The sequence below is a fragment of the Pectobacterium sp. PL64 genome, assembly GCF_022477975.1.
Taxonomy (GTDB): domain Bacteria; phylum Pseudomonadota; class Gammaproteobacteria; order Enterobacterales; family Enterobacteriaceae; genus Pectobacterium; species Pectobacterium jejuense.
Genome location: NZ_CP092070.1, coordinates 557951 through 572972 on the forward strand (window position 1 = coordinate 557951; position 15022 = coordinate 572972).

The 15022-nt window shown below is 52.4% G+C and carries 11 protein-coding genes and 1 pseudogene; all 12 read left to right on the forward strand.

All coding sequences use genetic code 11. The features are described from left to right. The first annotated feature begins 139 nt into the window (after positions 1 to 139). The 12 genes and pseudogenes from ispU (at position 140) to accA (ending at position 14965) form a co-directional block, all read left to right on the forward strand. Positions 140 to 901 (forward strand): (2E,6E)-farnesyl-diphosphate-specific ditrans,polycis-undecaprenyl-diphosphate synthase, encoded by a 762-nt coding sequence (ispU, locus tag HP572_RS02470; protein WP_014914449.1) that lies wholly within the window; start codon positions 140 to 142, stop codon positions 899 to 901. A 9-nt stretch (positions 902 to 910) separates the two neighbouring features. Continuing rightward, positions 911 to 1768 (forward strand): phosphatidate cytidylyltransferase, encoded by an 858-nt coding sequence (gene cdsA, locus HP572_RS02475; protein ID WP_010296412.1) that lies wholly within the window; start codon positions 911 to 913, stop codon positions 1766 to 1768. A gap of 21 nt (positions 1769 to 1789) precedes the next feature. After that, on the forward strand, positions 1790 to 3145 hold the full coding sequence (gene rseP, locus HP572_RS02480; protein WP_010284833.1) for a sigma E protease regulator RseP: 1356 nt from the start codon (positions 1790 to 1792) through the stop codon (positions 3143 to 3145). 35 nt (positions 3146 to 3180) lie between these two features. Continuing rightward, positions 3181 to 5613: an outer membrane protein assembly factor BamA gene (gene bamA / locus HP572_RS02485; RefSeq protein ID WP_240584700.1), complete on the forward strand. Its 2433-nt coding sequence runs from the start codon at positions 3181 to 3183 to the stop codon at positions 5611 to 5613. A gap of 177 nt (positions 5614 to 5790) precedes the next feature. After that, the gene (gene skp, locus HP572_RS02490; protein ID WP_039276059.1) at positions 5791 to 6288 is read left to right on the forward strand and encodes a molecular chaperone Skp; all 498 of its coding nucleotides are present in this window, start codon (positions 5791 to 5793) and stop codon (positions 6286 to 6288) included. A 3-nt stretch (positions 6289 to 6291) separates the two neighbouring features. Next, entirely contained in the window at positions 6292 to 7314 is a 1023-nt protein-coding gene (gene lpxD, locus HP572_RS02495; RefSeq protein WP_240584701.1) for a UDP-3-O-(3-hydroxymyristoyl)glucosamine N-acyltransferase, read from the forward strand. Positions 7315 to 7397: 83 nt separating this feature from the next. Further along, entirely contained in the window at positions 7398 to 7871 is a 474-nt protein-coding gene (gene fabZ, locus HP572_RS02500) for a 3-hydroxyacyl-ACP dehydratase FabZ (protein WP_172644777.1), read from the forward strand. 4 nt (positions 7872 to 7875) lie between these two features. Further along, entirely contained in the window at positions 7876 to 8664 is a 789-nt protein-coding gene (gene lpxA, locus HP572_RS02505; RefSeq protein ID WP_240584702.1) for an acyl-ACP--UDP-N-acetylglucosamine O-acyltransferase, read from the forward strand. A gap of 3 nt (positions 8665 to 8667) precedes the next feature. Then, positions 8668 to 9821 (forward strand): annotated as a pseudogene (gene lpxB, locus HP572_RS02510) (lipid-A-disaccharide synthase). A gap of 7 nt (positions 9822 to 9828) precedes the next feature. Beyond that, positions 9829 to 10425 (forward strand): ribonuclease HII, encoded by a 597-nt coding sequence (rnhB, locus tag HP572_RS02515; protein ID WP_240584703.1) that lies wholly within the window; start codon positions 9829 to 9831, stop codon positions 10423 to 10425. Positions 10426 to 10510: 85 nt separating this feature from the next. Then, positions 10511 to 13993: a DNA polymerase III subunit alpha gene (gene dnaE / locus HP572_RS02520; RefSeq protein WP_039312418.1), complete on the forward strand. Its 3483-nt coding sequence runs from the start codon at positions 10511 to 10513 to the stop codon at positions 13991 to 13993. Between the two features lie 12 nt (positions 13994 to 14005). After that, positions 14006 to 14965 carry an acetyl-CoA carboxylase carboxyl transferase subunit alpha gene (gene accA / locus HP572_RS02525; RefSeq protein ID WP_010296434.1) on the forward strand — a complete coding sequence of 320 codons (960 nt, stop codon included), beginning with the start codon at positions 14006 to 14008 and terminating at the stop codon, positions 14963 to 14965. The last annotated feature ends 57 nt before the right edge of the window (positions 14966 to 15022 follow it).

Here is a 15022-nt window from a genome sequence, read left to right on the forward strand (position 1 = left end):
CTCAATGGTTGATTATGCGAAAGTTGTTTAATCGACCGTGAAGCTAAGCCGTGATCGTTCACGGCTTTTTTTGCGCTAACGGGGTCTGATGTTACGGAAGGACTGTTGTATTTCTTGCTTGAGGAAATAAGTACGCGTTATGCCGTCCGATAATCAAAAAAATACTAACGATCTGCCACCCGCCGGGCCGCGGCATGTTGCCATTATCATGGATGGCAATGGTCGCTGGGCAAAAAGCCGGGGGAAAATGCGGATTTTTGGCCATCAGGCTGGTGTAAAGGCTGTGCGGCGTTCAGTCAGTTTTGCAGTGAGCCAAGGGCTGGACGCGCTGACACTTTACGCATTTAGCAGTGAAAACTGGAACCGTCCGGCGCAGGAAGTTTCCGCACTCATGGAACTGTTTGTTAGAGCGCTGGACAGTGAAGTGAAAAGCCTGCACAAGCACAATGTTCGCTTGCGGGTGATTGGCGATATCGGCCGCTTCAGTCCGCGTTTACAAGAGCGAATCCGCCGTTCAGAAGCACTGACAGAAAAGAATCAGGGGCTAACACTGAATATTGCCGCGAATTATGGCGGCCGTTGGGATATTATTCAGGGAGTACGGCAACTTGCAGAGCAGGTGCAGGAAGGCATTCTGCGCCCTGATAGCATTAATGAAGCGTCATTATGTCAGTACATCTGTCTGCATGATCTGGCTCCGGTTGATTTGGTGATCAGAACCGGTGGAGAACACCGCATCAGTAATTTTCTTCTGTGGCAAATTGCTTATGCTGAACTTTACTTTACTGATGTCCTCTGGCCTGATTTCGATGAACAAGTCTTTGAAGGTGCGCTGAATGCTTTTGCACAACGCGAGCGCCGCTTCGGGGGAACAACACCTATCGATGCTGATGCATCCTAGGGGGAACTTTTGCTGAAGTATCGCCTGATTACTGCTTTTATTTTGATCCCGATTGTTATTGCAGCACTTTTCTTGCTGCCTCCTCTGGGATTCACGCTTGTTACGCTGGCTGTCTGTATGCTGGCGGCATGGGAATGGGGTCAGTTGGCAGGGTTTGCCTCTTATGGTCAACGCCTGTGGCTCGCGATCCTGTGTGGTTTCTTGCTGGCGCTGATGCTGTTATCACTCCCGGCCTACCATTATTCCGTCCATATTCCGCAAATCAGTATCGCGCTCTGGTCATCACTGGTGTGGTGGGGTGTCGCGCTGCTGTTGGTGCTGTTCTATCCGGCTTCCGCCTCATTCTGGCGTCATTCACGTACATTGCGACTGGTGTTCGGTATCATGACGATCGTGCCGTTTTTCTGGGGCATGGTCGCACTTCGCCATTACAATTATGCGATTAATCCATTTGCTGGTGCCTGGTGGCTGCTGTACGTCATGCTGCTGGTGTGGGGTGCGGACAGCGGTGCCTACATGTTCGGTAAACTGTTTGGTAAGCGTAAACTCGCGCCAAAAGTTTCGCCGGGCAAAACCTGGGAAGGCTTTCTCGGTGGTCTGGCAACCTCGGCGCTCATCTCTGTGCTGTTTAGCCTGTATGCGCCATTAACGGTAGCGCCATCGACGTTGTTGATTTGTTCTATCGCCGCTGCGCTGGCCTCGGTGCTGGGTGATTTGACGGAAAGTATGTTCAAACGCGAGGCGGGCATCAAAGACAGTAGCCATTTGATTCCGGGGCACGGTGGCGTGCTCGATCGTATCGACAGCCTGACTGCTGCGGTTCCTGTGTTCTCTTGCCTGATGCTGCTGCTGTTTAAAGTGGCTTAGAATAAAGCGGTAGAGCTATTTATGCTGAGTTTTCTCTGGAATCTTGCCGCGTTTATCATCGCACTGGGTGTGCTGGTCACTGTCCATGAATTTGGACATTTCTGGGTAGCGCGCCGCTGTGGTGTGAAGGTCGAACGCTTCTCCGTCGGTTTCGGACGCGCGCTATGGCGTCGTCGCGATCGTACCGGTACAGAATTCGTGATTGCGCTGATCCCACTTGGCGGCTACGTGAAGATGCTGGATGAGCGCGTCGACACCGTTGCGCCAGAATTCCGTCACCAATCATTTAATAGCAAAACGGTCTGGCAGCGTGCGGCTATCGTTAGCGCGGGTCCGATTGCCAATTTCCTGTTTGCCATTGTGGCGTACTGGCTGGTGTTTATTCTCGGCGTACCGGGCGTGCGTCCGGTAGTGGGTGAAATACTACCCAACTCCATTGCGGCGCAGGCGGAAATGTCGGCGGGAACGGAACTAAAGTCCGTTGACGGTATCGAAACGCCTGATTGGGATACTGCGCGTCTGGCCCTGATCGGTAAAATCGGCGATAGCGATGTTGTGATCGGAACCGCACCTTTAGGCTCTGATCGTGTCGTTCAGAAAACGCTGGATTTACGCGAGTGGCAGTTTGAGCCTGATAAGCAAGATCCTGCCGCCTCGCTCGGGATTATTCCACGTGGTCCGCAAATTGAGCCGGTACTGCATCAGGTGCAGGCTGGGTCGGCGGCGGAGAAAGCAGGTTTGCAAGTCGGAGATAGGATCGTTAAAGTCGACGGGCAGGCGCTAGCGCAATGGCGTGATTTTGTTATCGCTGTGCGTGACAACCCCGGACAATCTATTGCTCTGGAGGTGGAGCGCAACGGCTCAACAGTCCCGTTGACGTTAACGCCAGACAGCAAATCTGTGGGAAGTGGCAGAGTTGAAGGGCTGGCAGGCGTTATGCCAAGTGTGACGCCGCTGCCTGAAGAATACAGGACTGTGCGCCAGTATGGGCCGTTCAGTGCGATCTACCAGGCAACAGATAAAACCTGGCAGCTGATGAAATTGACCGTCAGTATGTTAGGGAAACTGGTTATGGGGGATGTTAAGCTGAACAACCTGAGTGGTCCCATTTCGATTGCTCAGGGCGCAGGAATGTCAGCAGATTATGGATTGATTTATTACCTGATGTTTTTGGCCTTAATCAGCGTCAATTTGGGGATCATCAATCTGTTCCCTCTGCCGGTATTGGATGGTGGACACCTGCTCTTTCTTGCGGTTGAAAAGTTGAAGGGCAGGCCGGTTTCTGAGCGTGTGCAGGACGTTAGCTATCGCATTGGTACAGTGTTGCTGATGTTGTTAATGGGACTCGCACTTTTCAATGATTTCTCTCGTCTCTAGGCGCGGGATTAGGTTAGGAAAAACGCATAACAACGATGGCGATCAAAAAGTTGCTCATAGCGTCGCTGCTGTTTAGCAGCGCAACCGTATACGGTGCAGACGGGTTCGTAGTGAAGGACATTCATTTCGAGGGCCTGCAAAGGGTTGCCGTCGGGGCGGCATTACTCAGTATGCCAGTCCGCGTTGGTGATACCATCGGTGACGATGATATCGGTAATACCATCCGTGCCTTGTTTGCGACCGGAAATTTTGAAGATGTTCGTGTCCTGCGCGATGGCGAAACGCTGATTGTGCAGGTGAAAGAACGCCCAACCATCGCCAGCGTCACGTTTTCCGGCAATAAGTCAGTCAAAGACGACATGCTGAAAGAAAACCTGGAAGCCTCTGGCGTGCGCGTCGGTGAAGCGTTAGACCGCACAGCGCTCACCAGCATCGAAAAAGGACTGGAAGATTTCTACTACAGCGTGGGCAAGTACAGTGCGTCGGTTAAAGCCGTTGTCACGCCACTCCCGCGTAACCGCGTAGACCTGAAGCTGGTCTTCACGGAAGGTGTTTCCGCCAAGATCCAGCAGATTAATATTGTCGGTAACAAAGCGTTCAGCTCTGACGAATTGATCTCTCGTTTCCAACTGCGTGATGAAGTGCCGTGGTGGAACGTGGTCGGCGATCGTAAATACCAGAAACAAAAACTGTCTGGCGATCTGGAAACTTTACGGAGTTTCTATTTGGATCGCGGCTACGCGCGTTTCAACATCGATTCCACACAGGTGAGCCTGACGCCAGATAAAAAAGGCATCTACATCACCATCAATATGACGGAAGGCGAGCAGTACAAGCTGTCCGGCGTAGCGGTGAAAGGCAATCTGGCTGGTCACTCTGCGGAAATCGAAGGATTGACGAAGATTGAACCGGGTGAACTCTACAACGGGACGAAAGTGACCCGGATGGAAGAGGACATCAAGAAGCTGCTGGGTCGTTATGGCTATGCCTATCCACGTGTGGTCACACAGCCGGAAATTAATGACGCAGACAAGACGGTGAAATTAAACATCAACGTTGATGCCGGTAACCGTTTCTATGTGCGTCATATCCGCTTTGACGGTAACGATACGTCTAAAGACTCCGTTCTGCGCCGTGAAATGCGTCAGATGGAAGGTGCCTGGTTAGGCAACGATCTGGTTGAGCAGGGCAAAGAGCGTTTAAATCGACTGGGATACTTTGAAAGCGTTGATGTAGAAACGCAGCGCGTTCCCGGCGTGGCCGATCAGGTTGATGTCACGTATAAAGTCAAAGAGCGTAATACGGGGACATTCAACTTTGGTGTTGGTTTCGGTACAGAAAGTGGCGTGAGCTTCCAGGCTGGGGTCCAGCAGGACAACTGGCTGGGAACGGGTAACTCCGTTGGTATCAGCGGGACTAAAAACGACTACCAGACGTATGTTGAGCTGTCACTGACCGACCCGTACTTTACCGTCGATGGCGTTAGCCTCGGTGGGCGCATATTCTATAACAAATTTGAGGCGTCAGACGCCGATCTGTCCGACTACACCAACGTGAGTTATGGCGTTGGCAGCACCTTGGGCTTCCCGATTAACGAGAATAACTCACTGCGTGTCGGTCTGGATTATGTACATAACGATCTGTCGGATATGAGACCGCAGGTGGCGATGTGGCGTTATCTGAACTCCGTTGGGGTAAATCCCGAAGTTGTTGTTGGCAATAACAATAAATCTAGTGCGGACTTCAAAGCGAACGATTTCTTCCTGAATACCGGATGGTCGTATAACAATCTGGATCGCGGCTACTTCCCGACCAAAGGTACACGTGCGTCCGCGAATGCCAAGATCTCGGTGCCGGGTTCGGACAACGAATATTACAAACTGACGTTTGATTCGGCGAGCTACTATCCGTTGAGCGACAGCGGTAACTGGGTGGTGATGGGCCGTACGCGTGCAGGCTTTGCGGATGGTATCGGAAGTAAAGAAGTGCCGTTCTACGACAACTTCTATGCGGGTGGTTCTAGTACGGTACGTGGCTTCCAGTCGAATACGATTGGTCCTAAAGCGGCATATTATAACTGTGCCAATGCGGGAACACCTTATTCTGGCTGTGCGATTGATTCGACCAATCTGGATGATGCCGTTGGCGGTAACGCGATGGCGGTATTGAGTGCGGAACTGATCGTGCCAACACCGTTTATCAGTGATAAATACGCGAGTTCTGTACGTACGTCCTTCTTTGTAGATGGTGGTACGGTATGGGATACCAACTGGAAAAACACTGATGAAACTCTGAAAGCTGGCGTGCCGGATTACAGCAAGGCGAGTAACTTCCGTGTTTCCAGCGGTATCGCGTTGCAATGGATGTCTCCGCTTGGGCCATTGGTCTTCTCCTATGCCCAGCCGGTTAAAAAGTACGATGGAGACAAGTCGGAACAATTCCAGTTTAACATTGGCAAAACCTGGTAGTGTGACGTCAATAGGTCGTATGCAGGGAATGTCGCATCATGATTCGTTGAGACGAGCCTTTCGTTGATATGAATAGTTCATGGGTATGAATGGTCGAACATAAGACCTTCATACCATGACGCGATGCTCATAATTAAAGTGTTAAGACACAAATTAGGTTAGGTTGAGGAGTTTATAGTGAAAAAGTGGTTATGTGCCGCAGGCCTCGGTTTAGCATTGGCTGCTTCAGCCAGCGTTCAGGCTGCTGACAAAATTGCCGTTGTTAACGTTTCCAGCATTTTCCAACAGCTGCCGCAGCGTGAAACCGTTGGCAAACAGCTGGAAAATGAATTCAAAGGTCGTGCTTCTGAACTGCAATCGATGGAAAACGATTTACAGGGCAAGATGCAGAAACTGCAACGTGATGGTTCTACCATGAAAGCGAGCGAGCGCAGCAAAATGGAGAAGGACGTCATGGCGCAGCGCGAGCAGTTCTCTACGAAAGCGCAGGCTTTTGAGCAGGACAACCGTCGCCGTCAGACTGAAGAACGTAACAAAATCCTGAGCCGTATTCAGGATGCGGTGAAAGCCGTTGCAACCAAAGAAGGTTATGATGTTGTGATTGACGCTAACGCTGTTGCGTATGTCGCCAATGCTAAAGACATTACTGCCGATGTGCTGAAACAGGTTAAATAATACATGTATTCAATTCGACTGGATGCGTTAGCTCAACAGTTGGATGCACAATTACACGGTGATGGCGATATCGTCATCACCGGTGTTGCTTCTATGCATTCAGCAAAAACTGGGCAAATTACGTTTCTTTCCGACAGTCGTTACCGTGAGCAACTGGCCGGGACGCAAGCGTCAGCGGTCGTGCTGACGGAAGCGGATTTACCTTACTGTCAGGTTGCGGCGCTGGTAGTGAAGAATCCCTATCTTACCTATGCGCGTATGGCGCAACTGCTGGATACGACACCGCAACCAGCAACCGATATTGCGCCGAGTGCGGTTATTGCTCCAGACGCGACGCTGGGCCAGAACGTCTCCATTGGTGCAAATGCCGTCATCGAATCTGGCGCACTGCTGGGTGATGGTGTTGTCATTGGCCCTGGCTGTTTTATCGGTAAAGATGCCCGCATTGGTGCCGGTACGCGTTTATGGGCAAATGTAACGATTTATCACCGCGTTGAGCTGGGTGAGCATTGCCTGATCCAGTCGGGAACCGTGATCGGTTCTGACGGCTTTGGCTATGCCAACGATCGCGGCAACTGGGTGAAGATCCCCCAGTTGGGCACGGTCAGAATTGGCGATCGGGTTGAGATCGGTGCGAGCACAACCATCGATCGTGGTGCGTTGGATGATACGGTCATTGGTAATGGTGTTATCATTGATAACCAATGTCAGATTGCGCACAACGTTGTGATTGGCGACAATACCGCGGTAGCGGGTGGCGTCATTATGGCGGGGAGCTTGAAAATTGGTCGTTATTGCATGATCGGTGGTGCCAGCGTGATTAACGGGCACATGGAGATCTGCGATAAAGTGACGGTAACGGGAATGGGGATGGTCATGCGACCAATCACAGAACCTGGGGTATACTCTTCGGGCATTCCTTTGCAACCCAACAAAGTGTGGCGCAAAACTGCAGCGCTGGTGATGAATATTGATGAGATAAGCAAACGGTTGAAAGCCGTTGAACGAAAAGTCGATAACGTTTAATCACTCGCGTTTTATTTGCGGCCTGCCTGAAGACACCTAATTTAGGGTCTGCGCAGGCCGTGTTGTTGATGGCATCAGTTTTTATGGACAGGAAGAGTATTTTGACTACTGACACTCATACTCTGCATATTGAAGAGATTTTAGAATTATTACCGCACCGTTTCCCGTTTTTGCTGGTTGATCGGGTACTGGATTTTGAAGAAGGGAAGTTTCTGCGGGCGGTGAAAAACGTCTCTTTCAACGAACCCTTCTTCCAGGGCCATTTCCCGGGCAAACCGATTTTTCCCGGCGTGCTGATTCTGGAAGCCATGGCTCAGGCCACTGGTATTCTTGCGTTTAAAAGCGTAGGTAAACTGGAGCCGGGTGAGCTGTACTATTTCGCCGCTGTAGACGAAGCGCGCTTTAAGCGCCCCGTGCAGCCTGGCGATCAAATGATCCTTGAAGTTGAATTCATCAAAGAGCGTCGCGGCGTTGCGCGCTTTAAAGGTGTTGCCAAAGTTGATGGCGAAGTGGCCTGTGAAGCGTCAATGATGTGTGCTCGCCGTCGGGAGTCCTGATAACGTGATTGATCAAACCGCCTTTATTCACCCTAGTTCGATTGTTGAAGACGGTGCCATTATTGGTGCTGGCGTTCATATTGGCCCGTTCTGCTATATCGGTTCTCAGGTTGAGATCGGTGCGGGGACGGTGCTGAAATCACATGTCGTCGTCAATGGCGTCACTAAAATTGGTCGCGACAACGAAATCTATCAGTTCACGTCAATTGGTGAAGTGAACCAGGATCTCAAATATGCCGGGGAACCGACCCGCGTTGAGATTGGCGATCGTAACCGCATCCGTGAAAGCGTCACGATTCATCGTGGCACGACACAGGGCGGCGGGTTGACTAAAGTCGGTAGCGATAACCTGTTGATGATCAACACGCATATCGCACATGACTGCGTAGTGGGCAATCGTTGTATTCTGGCGAATAACGCGACGCTGGGTGGCCACGTTTCCGTCGATGATTTTGCGATTATCGGTGGGATGACAGCCGTGCACCAGTTCTGCATCATCGGTGCCCACGTCATGGTTGGCGGATGTTCCGGTGTGGCGCAAGACGTGCCGCCGTATGTGATCGCGCAGGGTAACCATGCCACGCCGTTTGGCCTGAATATTGAAGGCCTGAAGCGTCGTGGATTCGAAAAGGACACCCTGCACGCGATTCGTAACGCGTACAAGCTCCTCTACCGCAGCGGTAGAACACTGGACGAAGTGAAACCGGAAATTGAAGCACTGGCGGCTGAATACCCGGCTGTGCAGGCATTTACCGATTTCTTTGCTCGCTCTACTCGCGGAATCATTCGTTAATCCATGTCATCACGTCCTTTGACTATTGGGCTGGTCGCCGGAGAAACTTCCGGCGACATCCTTGGCGCAGGCCTGATCCGGGCGCTTAAAGAAAAGGTGCCTGATGCGCGGTTTGTCGGCGTTGCTGGGCCACGTATGCAGGCCGAAGGCTGTGAAGCCTGGTACGAGATGGAAGAGCTGGCTGTCATGGGCATTGTTGAGGTGCTTGGACGACTTCCCCGCCTGCTGAAAATTCGGCGGGATTTAACCCAGCGCTTTAGCGAGCTTCAACCCGATAAGTTTTTGTAGGCATTGATGCACCTGATTTCAATATCACGCTAGAGGGCAACCTCAAAAAGCGCGGTATCAATACCATTCACTACGTCAGCCCTTCCGTATGGGCATGGCGTCAAAAACGCGTTTTCAAAATAGGTAAAGCGACCAATCTGGTGCTGGCTTTTTTGCCTTTTGAAAAAGCGTTTTACGATCGTTTCAATGTACCTTGTCGCTTTATCGGCCATACGATGGCTGATGCGATGCCGCTGTATCCCGATAAACTAGCAGCGCGCGCGACGTTGGGAATTGCACCGGATGTGCCTTGTCTGGCGTTGCTACCGGGCAGTCGCGGTGCAGAAGTTGAAATGCTTAGCGAAGATTTTCTCAATACGGCTGTGTTACTACGCCAGCATTTTCCCGATCTGGAAATCGTGGTTCCGCTGGTCAACAGCAAGCGCCGTGAACAGTTCGAGCGGATAAAAAGTAGTGTGGCGCCCGATCTACGCGTACATCTGCTGGATGGGCAAGCGCGAGAAGCCATGATTGCCAGTGATGCCGCTCTGTTGGCATCGGGTACGGCAGCGCTGGAGTGCATGCTGGCTAAATGTCCGATGGTTGTAGGGTATCGCATGAAGCCCTTTACCTTCTGGCTGGCGCAGCGCCTGGTAAAAACGCCGTGGGTGTCTCTGCCGAATTTACTGGCGGGACGTGAGCTGGTGGCCGAACAGTTACAGACTGACTGTACGCCGGATAAGCTGGCTGCTGCGCTGCTGCCGCTGTTTGCCAATACGGAAAAAATGGCTGAGCTACGCGCGACGTTTGTGGATTTGCATCAGCAGATCCGCTGTAACGCCGATGAGCAAGCGGCTCAGGCGGTATTGGAATTAGTAAAGCCGTGTTAATAAGACCATGAGTGAAATATTTGTCTATCCGCAGGCGAGCTGTATCGCTGGCGTTGATGAAGTGGGCCGCGGCCCTCTGGTTGGTGCGGTCGTGACGGCTGCGGTGATTCTTGACCCAACTAGGCCAATTGTCGGGCTGGCGGACTCCAAAAAGCTGAGTGAAAAACGTCGATTGTCGCTCTATGATGAAATCAAAGAGAAGGCATTGGCGTGGAGCCTTGGCCGTGCGGAGCCGGAAGAAATTGACCAACTGAATATCCTGCATGCTACCATGCTGGCAATGCAGCGTGCGGTTGCCGGGTTGGCTGTCGTGCCTGATTTTGTTCTCATTGACGGCAACCGTTGCCCGGCTTTGCCGATGCCCGCTCAGGCGGTCGTTAAAGGGGATAGCCGCGTGGCAGAAATCAGCGCGGCCTCGATTATGGCGAAAGTGACTCGCGATCGTGAGATGGTCGAGTTGGATCAACGCTTCCCCGCTTATGGTTTTGCCCAACACAAAGGCTATCCAACGGCTTTTCATCTGGAGAAACTGGCCGTACTGGGCGCCACTGAGTTTCACCGTCGGAGCTTCGCGCCAGTCAGACGTGCATTAGGTCTGGCATAAACATCATCATTAACTCTCGGTATGGCGTGGGCACGTAAGCGTGCCGTTGCCATGCTGACTAATCGATAAATTCTGGGATCTGGAGATGGCCGAACCACGTTTTGTTCACCTGCGTGTGCACAGTGACTATTCCATGATCGATGGGCTAGCCAAAGTCGGTCCGCTGGTAAAAAAAGCGGCGGCACTCGGGATGCCAGCGCTGGCGATTACTGATTTTACCAACCTGTGTGGGCTGGTTAAATTCTATGGCGGCGCGCATGGTGCGGGAATCAAGCCCATTATCGGTGCAGATTTCTGTGTCGAAAGCGACGAATTGGGGGATGAGCTCGCGCATCTTACCGTCCTGGCCATGAATAATGCTGGCTACCAGAATCTTACGCTGCTGATTTCCCACGCTTATCAACGAGGCTATGGCGCTGCCGGGCCGACGATTGACCGAGATTGGCTTGTTGAACATCAGGAAGGGCTGATTTTACTGTCTGGTGGCCGCCGGGGTGATGTTGGTCGGTTTTTGCTGCGTGGTAACCAGACGCAGGCCGAACAGTGTCTGGCCTTCTATCAGGAACACTTCCCCCAGCGTTACTATCTGGAACTGATCCGCACGTCCCGCCCCGATGAAGAAAGCTATTTGCATGCTGCCGTCGAATTGGCGACGAAGCACGGGGTGCCCGTGGTGGCAACCAATGAAGTGTGTTTTATCAGCACCGATGATTTTGACGCTCACGAAATCCGTGTGGCCATTCATGATGGCTACACGCTTGACGATCCCAAGCGTCCACGTAATTACAGCCCACAGCAGTACATGCGTTCCGAAGAGGAAATGTGCGAGCTGTTTGCGGATATCCCCGAAGCGCTGGCGAACAGCGTTGAAATTGCCAAGCGTTGTAACGTAACGATTCGTTTGGGTGAATATTTCCTGCCGCAGTTCCCAACGGGCGACATGAGTACGGAAGATTTTCTGGTTCAGTGCTCGAAAAAGGGGCTGGAGGAGCGTCTCGAATTCCTGTTCCCCGATCCGGAAGTGCGCGCTGAGCGCCGGCCTGAATATGATGAGCGTCTGGATATTGAACTGGGCGTCATCAACCAGATGGGGTTCCCCGGCTACTTCCTGATCGTAATGGAATTTATTCAGTGGTCGAAGGATAACGATGTGCCTGTTGGACCGGGACGTGGTTCCGGTGCGGGTTCGTTAGTGGCCTATGCGCTGAAAATCACCGATCTGGATCCGCTGGAATTCGACCTGCTGTTCGAACGTTTTCTCAATCCTGAACGTGTTTCCATGCCCGACTTTGACGTCGATTTCTGTATGGAAAAACGCGACAAGGTCATCGATCACGTCGCGGAAATGTACGGGCGTGATGCGGTATCGCAGATTATCACCTTCGGTACGATGGCGGCGAAAGCGGTTATTCGTGACGTAGGGCGCGTGCTTGGGCACCCTTATGGGTTTGTCGATCGTATTTCAAAGCTGGTGCCGCCCGATCCGGGGATGACGCTCGAAAAAGCGTTTGCTGCTGAACCGCAACTGCCGGAAATTTATGAAGCCGATGAGGAAGTTAAGGCCCTCATCGATATGGCGCGTAAGCTCGAAGGGGTAACGCGTAACGCGGGTAAACATGCGGGTGGGGTGGTGATATCCCCCACCAAGATTACCGATTTCGCGCCGCTGTATTGCGATGCGGAAGGCAACCATCCGGTTACCCAGTTCGATAAGAACGACGTGGAATATGCCGGGCTGGTGAAGTTCGACTTCCTTGGCCTGCGTACGCTGACGATCATCGACTGGGCGCTGGGAATGATTAACGCCCGTCGCGCGAAGCAAGGGCTGGAGCCGATTGATATTGCGGCGATTCCGCTCGAAGATAAGAAAAGCTTCGACATGCTGCAACGCTCGGAAACCACAGCGGTATTCCAGCTTGAATCGCGCGGCATGAAAGACCTGATCAAACGCCTTAAGCCCGACTGCTTTGAAGATATGATCGCACTGGTGGCGTTGTTCCGCCCCGGCCCGTTGCAATCCGGCATGGTAGATAACTTCATCGACCGTAAGCATGGCCGTGAAGCGATCTCGTATCCTGATATCGAATGGCAGCACGAGTCACTCAAGCCTGTGCTGGAGCCGACCTACGGCATTATCCTGTATCAGGAACAGGTCATGCAGATTGCGCAGGTTCTGGCGGGCTATACGCTGGGCGGCGCGGATATGCTGCGTCGTGCGATGGGGAAAAAGAACCCGGTCGAAATGGCGAAGCAGCGTGGTGGCTTCGAAGATGGTGCCAAATCTCGCGGCGTGAACGGCGAACTGGCGGTTAAGATTTTCGACCTGGTGGAAAAATTCGCCGGTTATGGCTTTAATAAATCTCACTCCGCGGCCTATGCGCTGGTGTCTTACCAAACGCTATGGCTGAAGGCACACTATCCGGCAGAATTCATGGCGGCCGTAATGACGGCCGATATGGACAACACGGATAAAGTGGTCGGTCTGGTTGACGAATGTTGGCGGATGGGGTTAAAAATCCTGCCTCCCGACATCAACAGCGGGCTGTATCACTTCCACGTTAACGACGATGGCGAGATTGTTTACGGCATCGGTGCGATTAAAGGCGTGGGTGAAGGCCCGATTGAGGCGATTATCGAAGCGCGTAATCAGGGCGGCTATTTTAGAGAGCTGTTTGATCTCTGCGCGCGTACCGATATTAAAAAGCTGAACCGCCGCGTGCTGGAAAAGCTGATTATGTCTGGGGCGTTTGACCGTCTGGGGCCGCATCGTGCCGCGTTGATGAATTCATTGCCTGATGCGCTGAAGGCTGCCGATCAGCATGCGAAAGCGGAAGCGATTGGTCAGGTGGATATGTTCGGCGTGCTGGCCGATGCGCCTGAACAGGTTGAGCAATCCTACAGCACGGTGCCGCCGTGGCCGGAGCAGGTGGTGCTGGATGGTGAACGGGAAACGCTGGGGCTGTACCTGACCGGCCACCCGATCACGCAATATATTAAGGAAATTGAACGCTATGCCGGTGGCGTGCGTTTGAAAGATATGCACCCGACGGATCGGGGTAAAATGACCACTGCCGTTGGGCTGGTGTTGGCGGCCCGCGTCATGGTCACCAAGCGGGGTAACCGTATTGGTGTCTGTACATTGGACGATCGTTCCGGTCGTCTTGAGATAATGCTGTTTACCGATGCATTGGAAAAATATCAGCATTTACTTGAGAAAGACCGTATCCTTATCGCCAGTGGACAGGTCAGCTTTGATGACTTCAGCGGCGGGCTTAAAATGACCGTCCGAGAGTTAATGGATATCAGTGAAGCGCGGGAAAAATACGCGCGCGGGCTTGCTATCTCGCTGACTGACAGGCAAATTGATGACCAGCTATTAAACCGTCTCCGCCAATCGTTGGAACCCCATCGATCGGGGACGATCCCAGTGCATCTCTATTACCAGCGTGAAGATGCGCGCGCCCGACTACGTTTCGGCGCAGCATGGCGTGTAACGCCTGCCGATGCGCTACTGAACGAGCTGCGCACATTAGTGGGTAATGAGCAGGTGGAACTGGAATTTGACTAATATAGGAATACTATGAGTCTGAATTTTCTTGATTTTGAGCAGCCGATTGCAGAGTTGGAAGCGAAAATTGACTCGCTGACCGCAGTCAGCCGTCAAGACGAAAAATTAGATATTAATCTGGACGAAGAAGTCCAGCGCCTGCGTGAGAAGAGCGTTGAACTGACGCGCAAAATCTTCGCCGATTTGGGTGCCTGGCAGGTTGCGCAATTAGCGCGCCATCCACAACGTCCTTATACGCTTGATTATATTAAGCATATCTTTACCGACTTTGATGAGTTGGCTGGCGATCGCGCCTACGCCGATGATAAAGCCATTGTTGGCGGGATTGCTCGTTTGGATGGGCGTCCGGTGATGATCATTGGTCATCAGAAAGGGCGTGAGACCAAAGAAAAGATTCGCCGTAATTTCGGCATGCCTGCACCGGAAGGCTATCGCAAAGCGCTGCGCCTGATGGAAATGGCCGATCGCTTCAAGATGCCGATCATCACCTTCATCGACACGCCGGGAGCTTATCCGGGCGTGGGCGCAGAAGAACGCGGTCAGTCTGAGGCTATCGCGCGCAACCTGCGTGAAATGTCGACGCTGCGTGTGCCAATCATCTGTACCGTTATCGGCGAAGGTGGTTCCGGTGGTGCATTGGCTATCGGCGTGGGCGACAAGGTCAACATGCTGCAGTACAGCACCTACTCGGTAATTTCACCGGAAGGCTGTGCGTCTATCCTGTGGAAGAGCGCAGATAAAGCGCCGTTGGCAGCAGAAGCCATGGGCATCATTGCGCCGCGTCTGAAAGAGTTGAAACTGATCGATACCGTGATTCCTGAGCCGTTAGGTTCCGCGCACCGTAACGTCCCAGCGATGGCAGAATCTCTGAAAGCACAGCTGCTGGCCGACCTGCTCGATCTCGACGGCCTGACAGAAGAAGAGCTGTTGAACCGCCGTTATCAGCGTTTGATGAACTATGGTTACTGTTAAGTACAGTGGATATTGCTGATAAGGTGATTGTCTGCTTGATGTGTTATTAATCAGGTG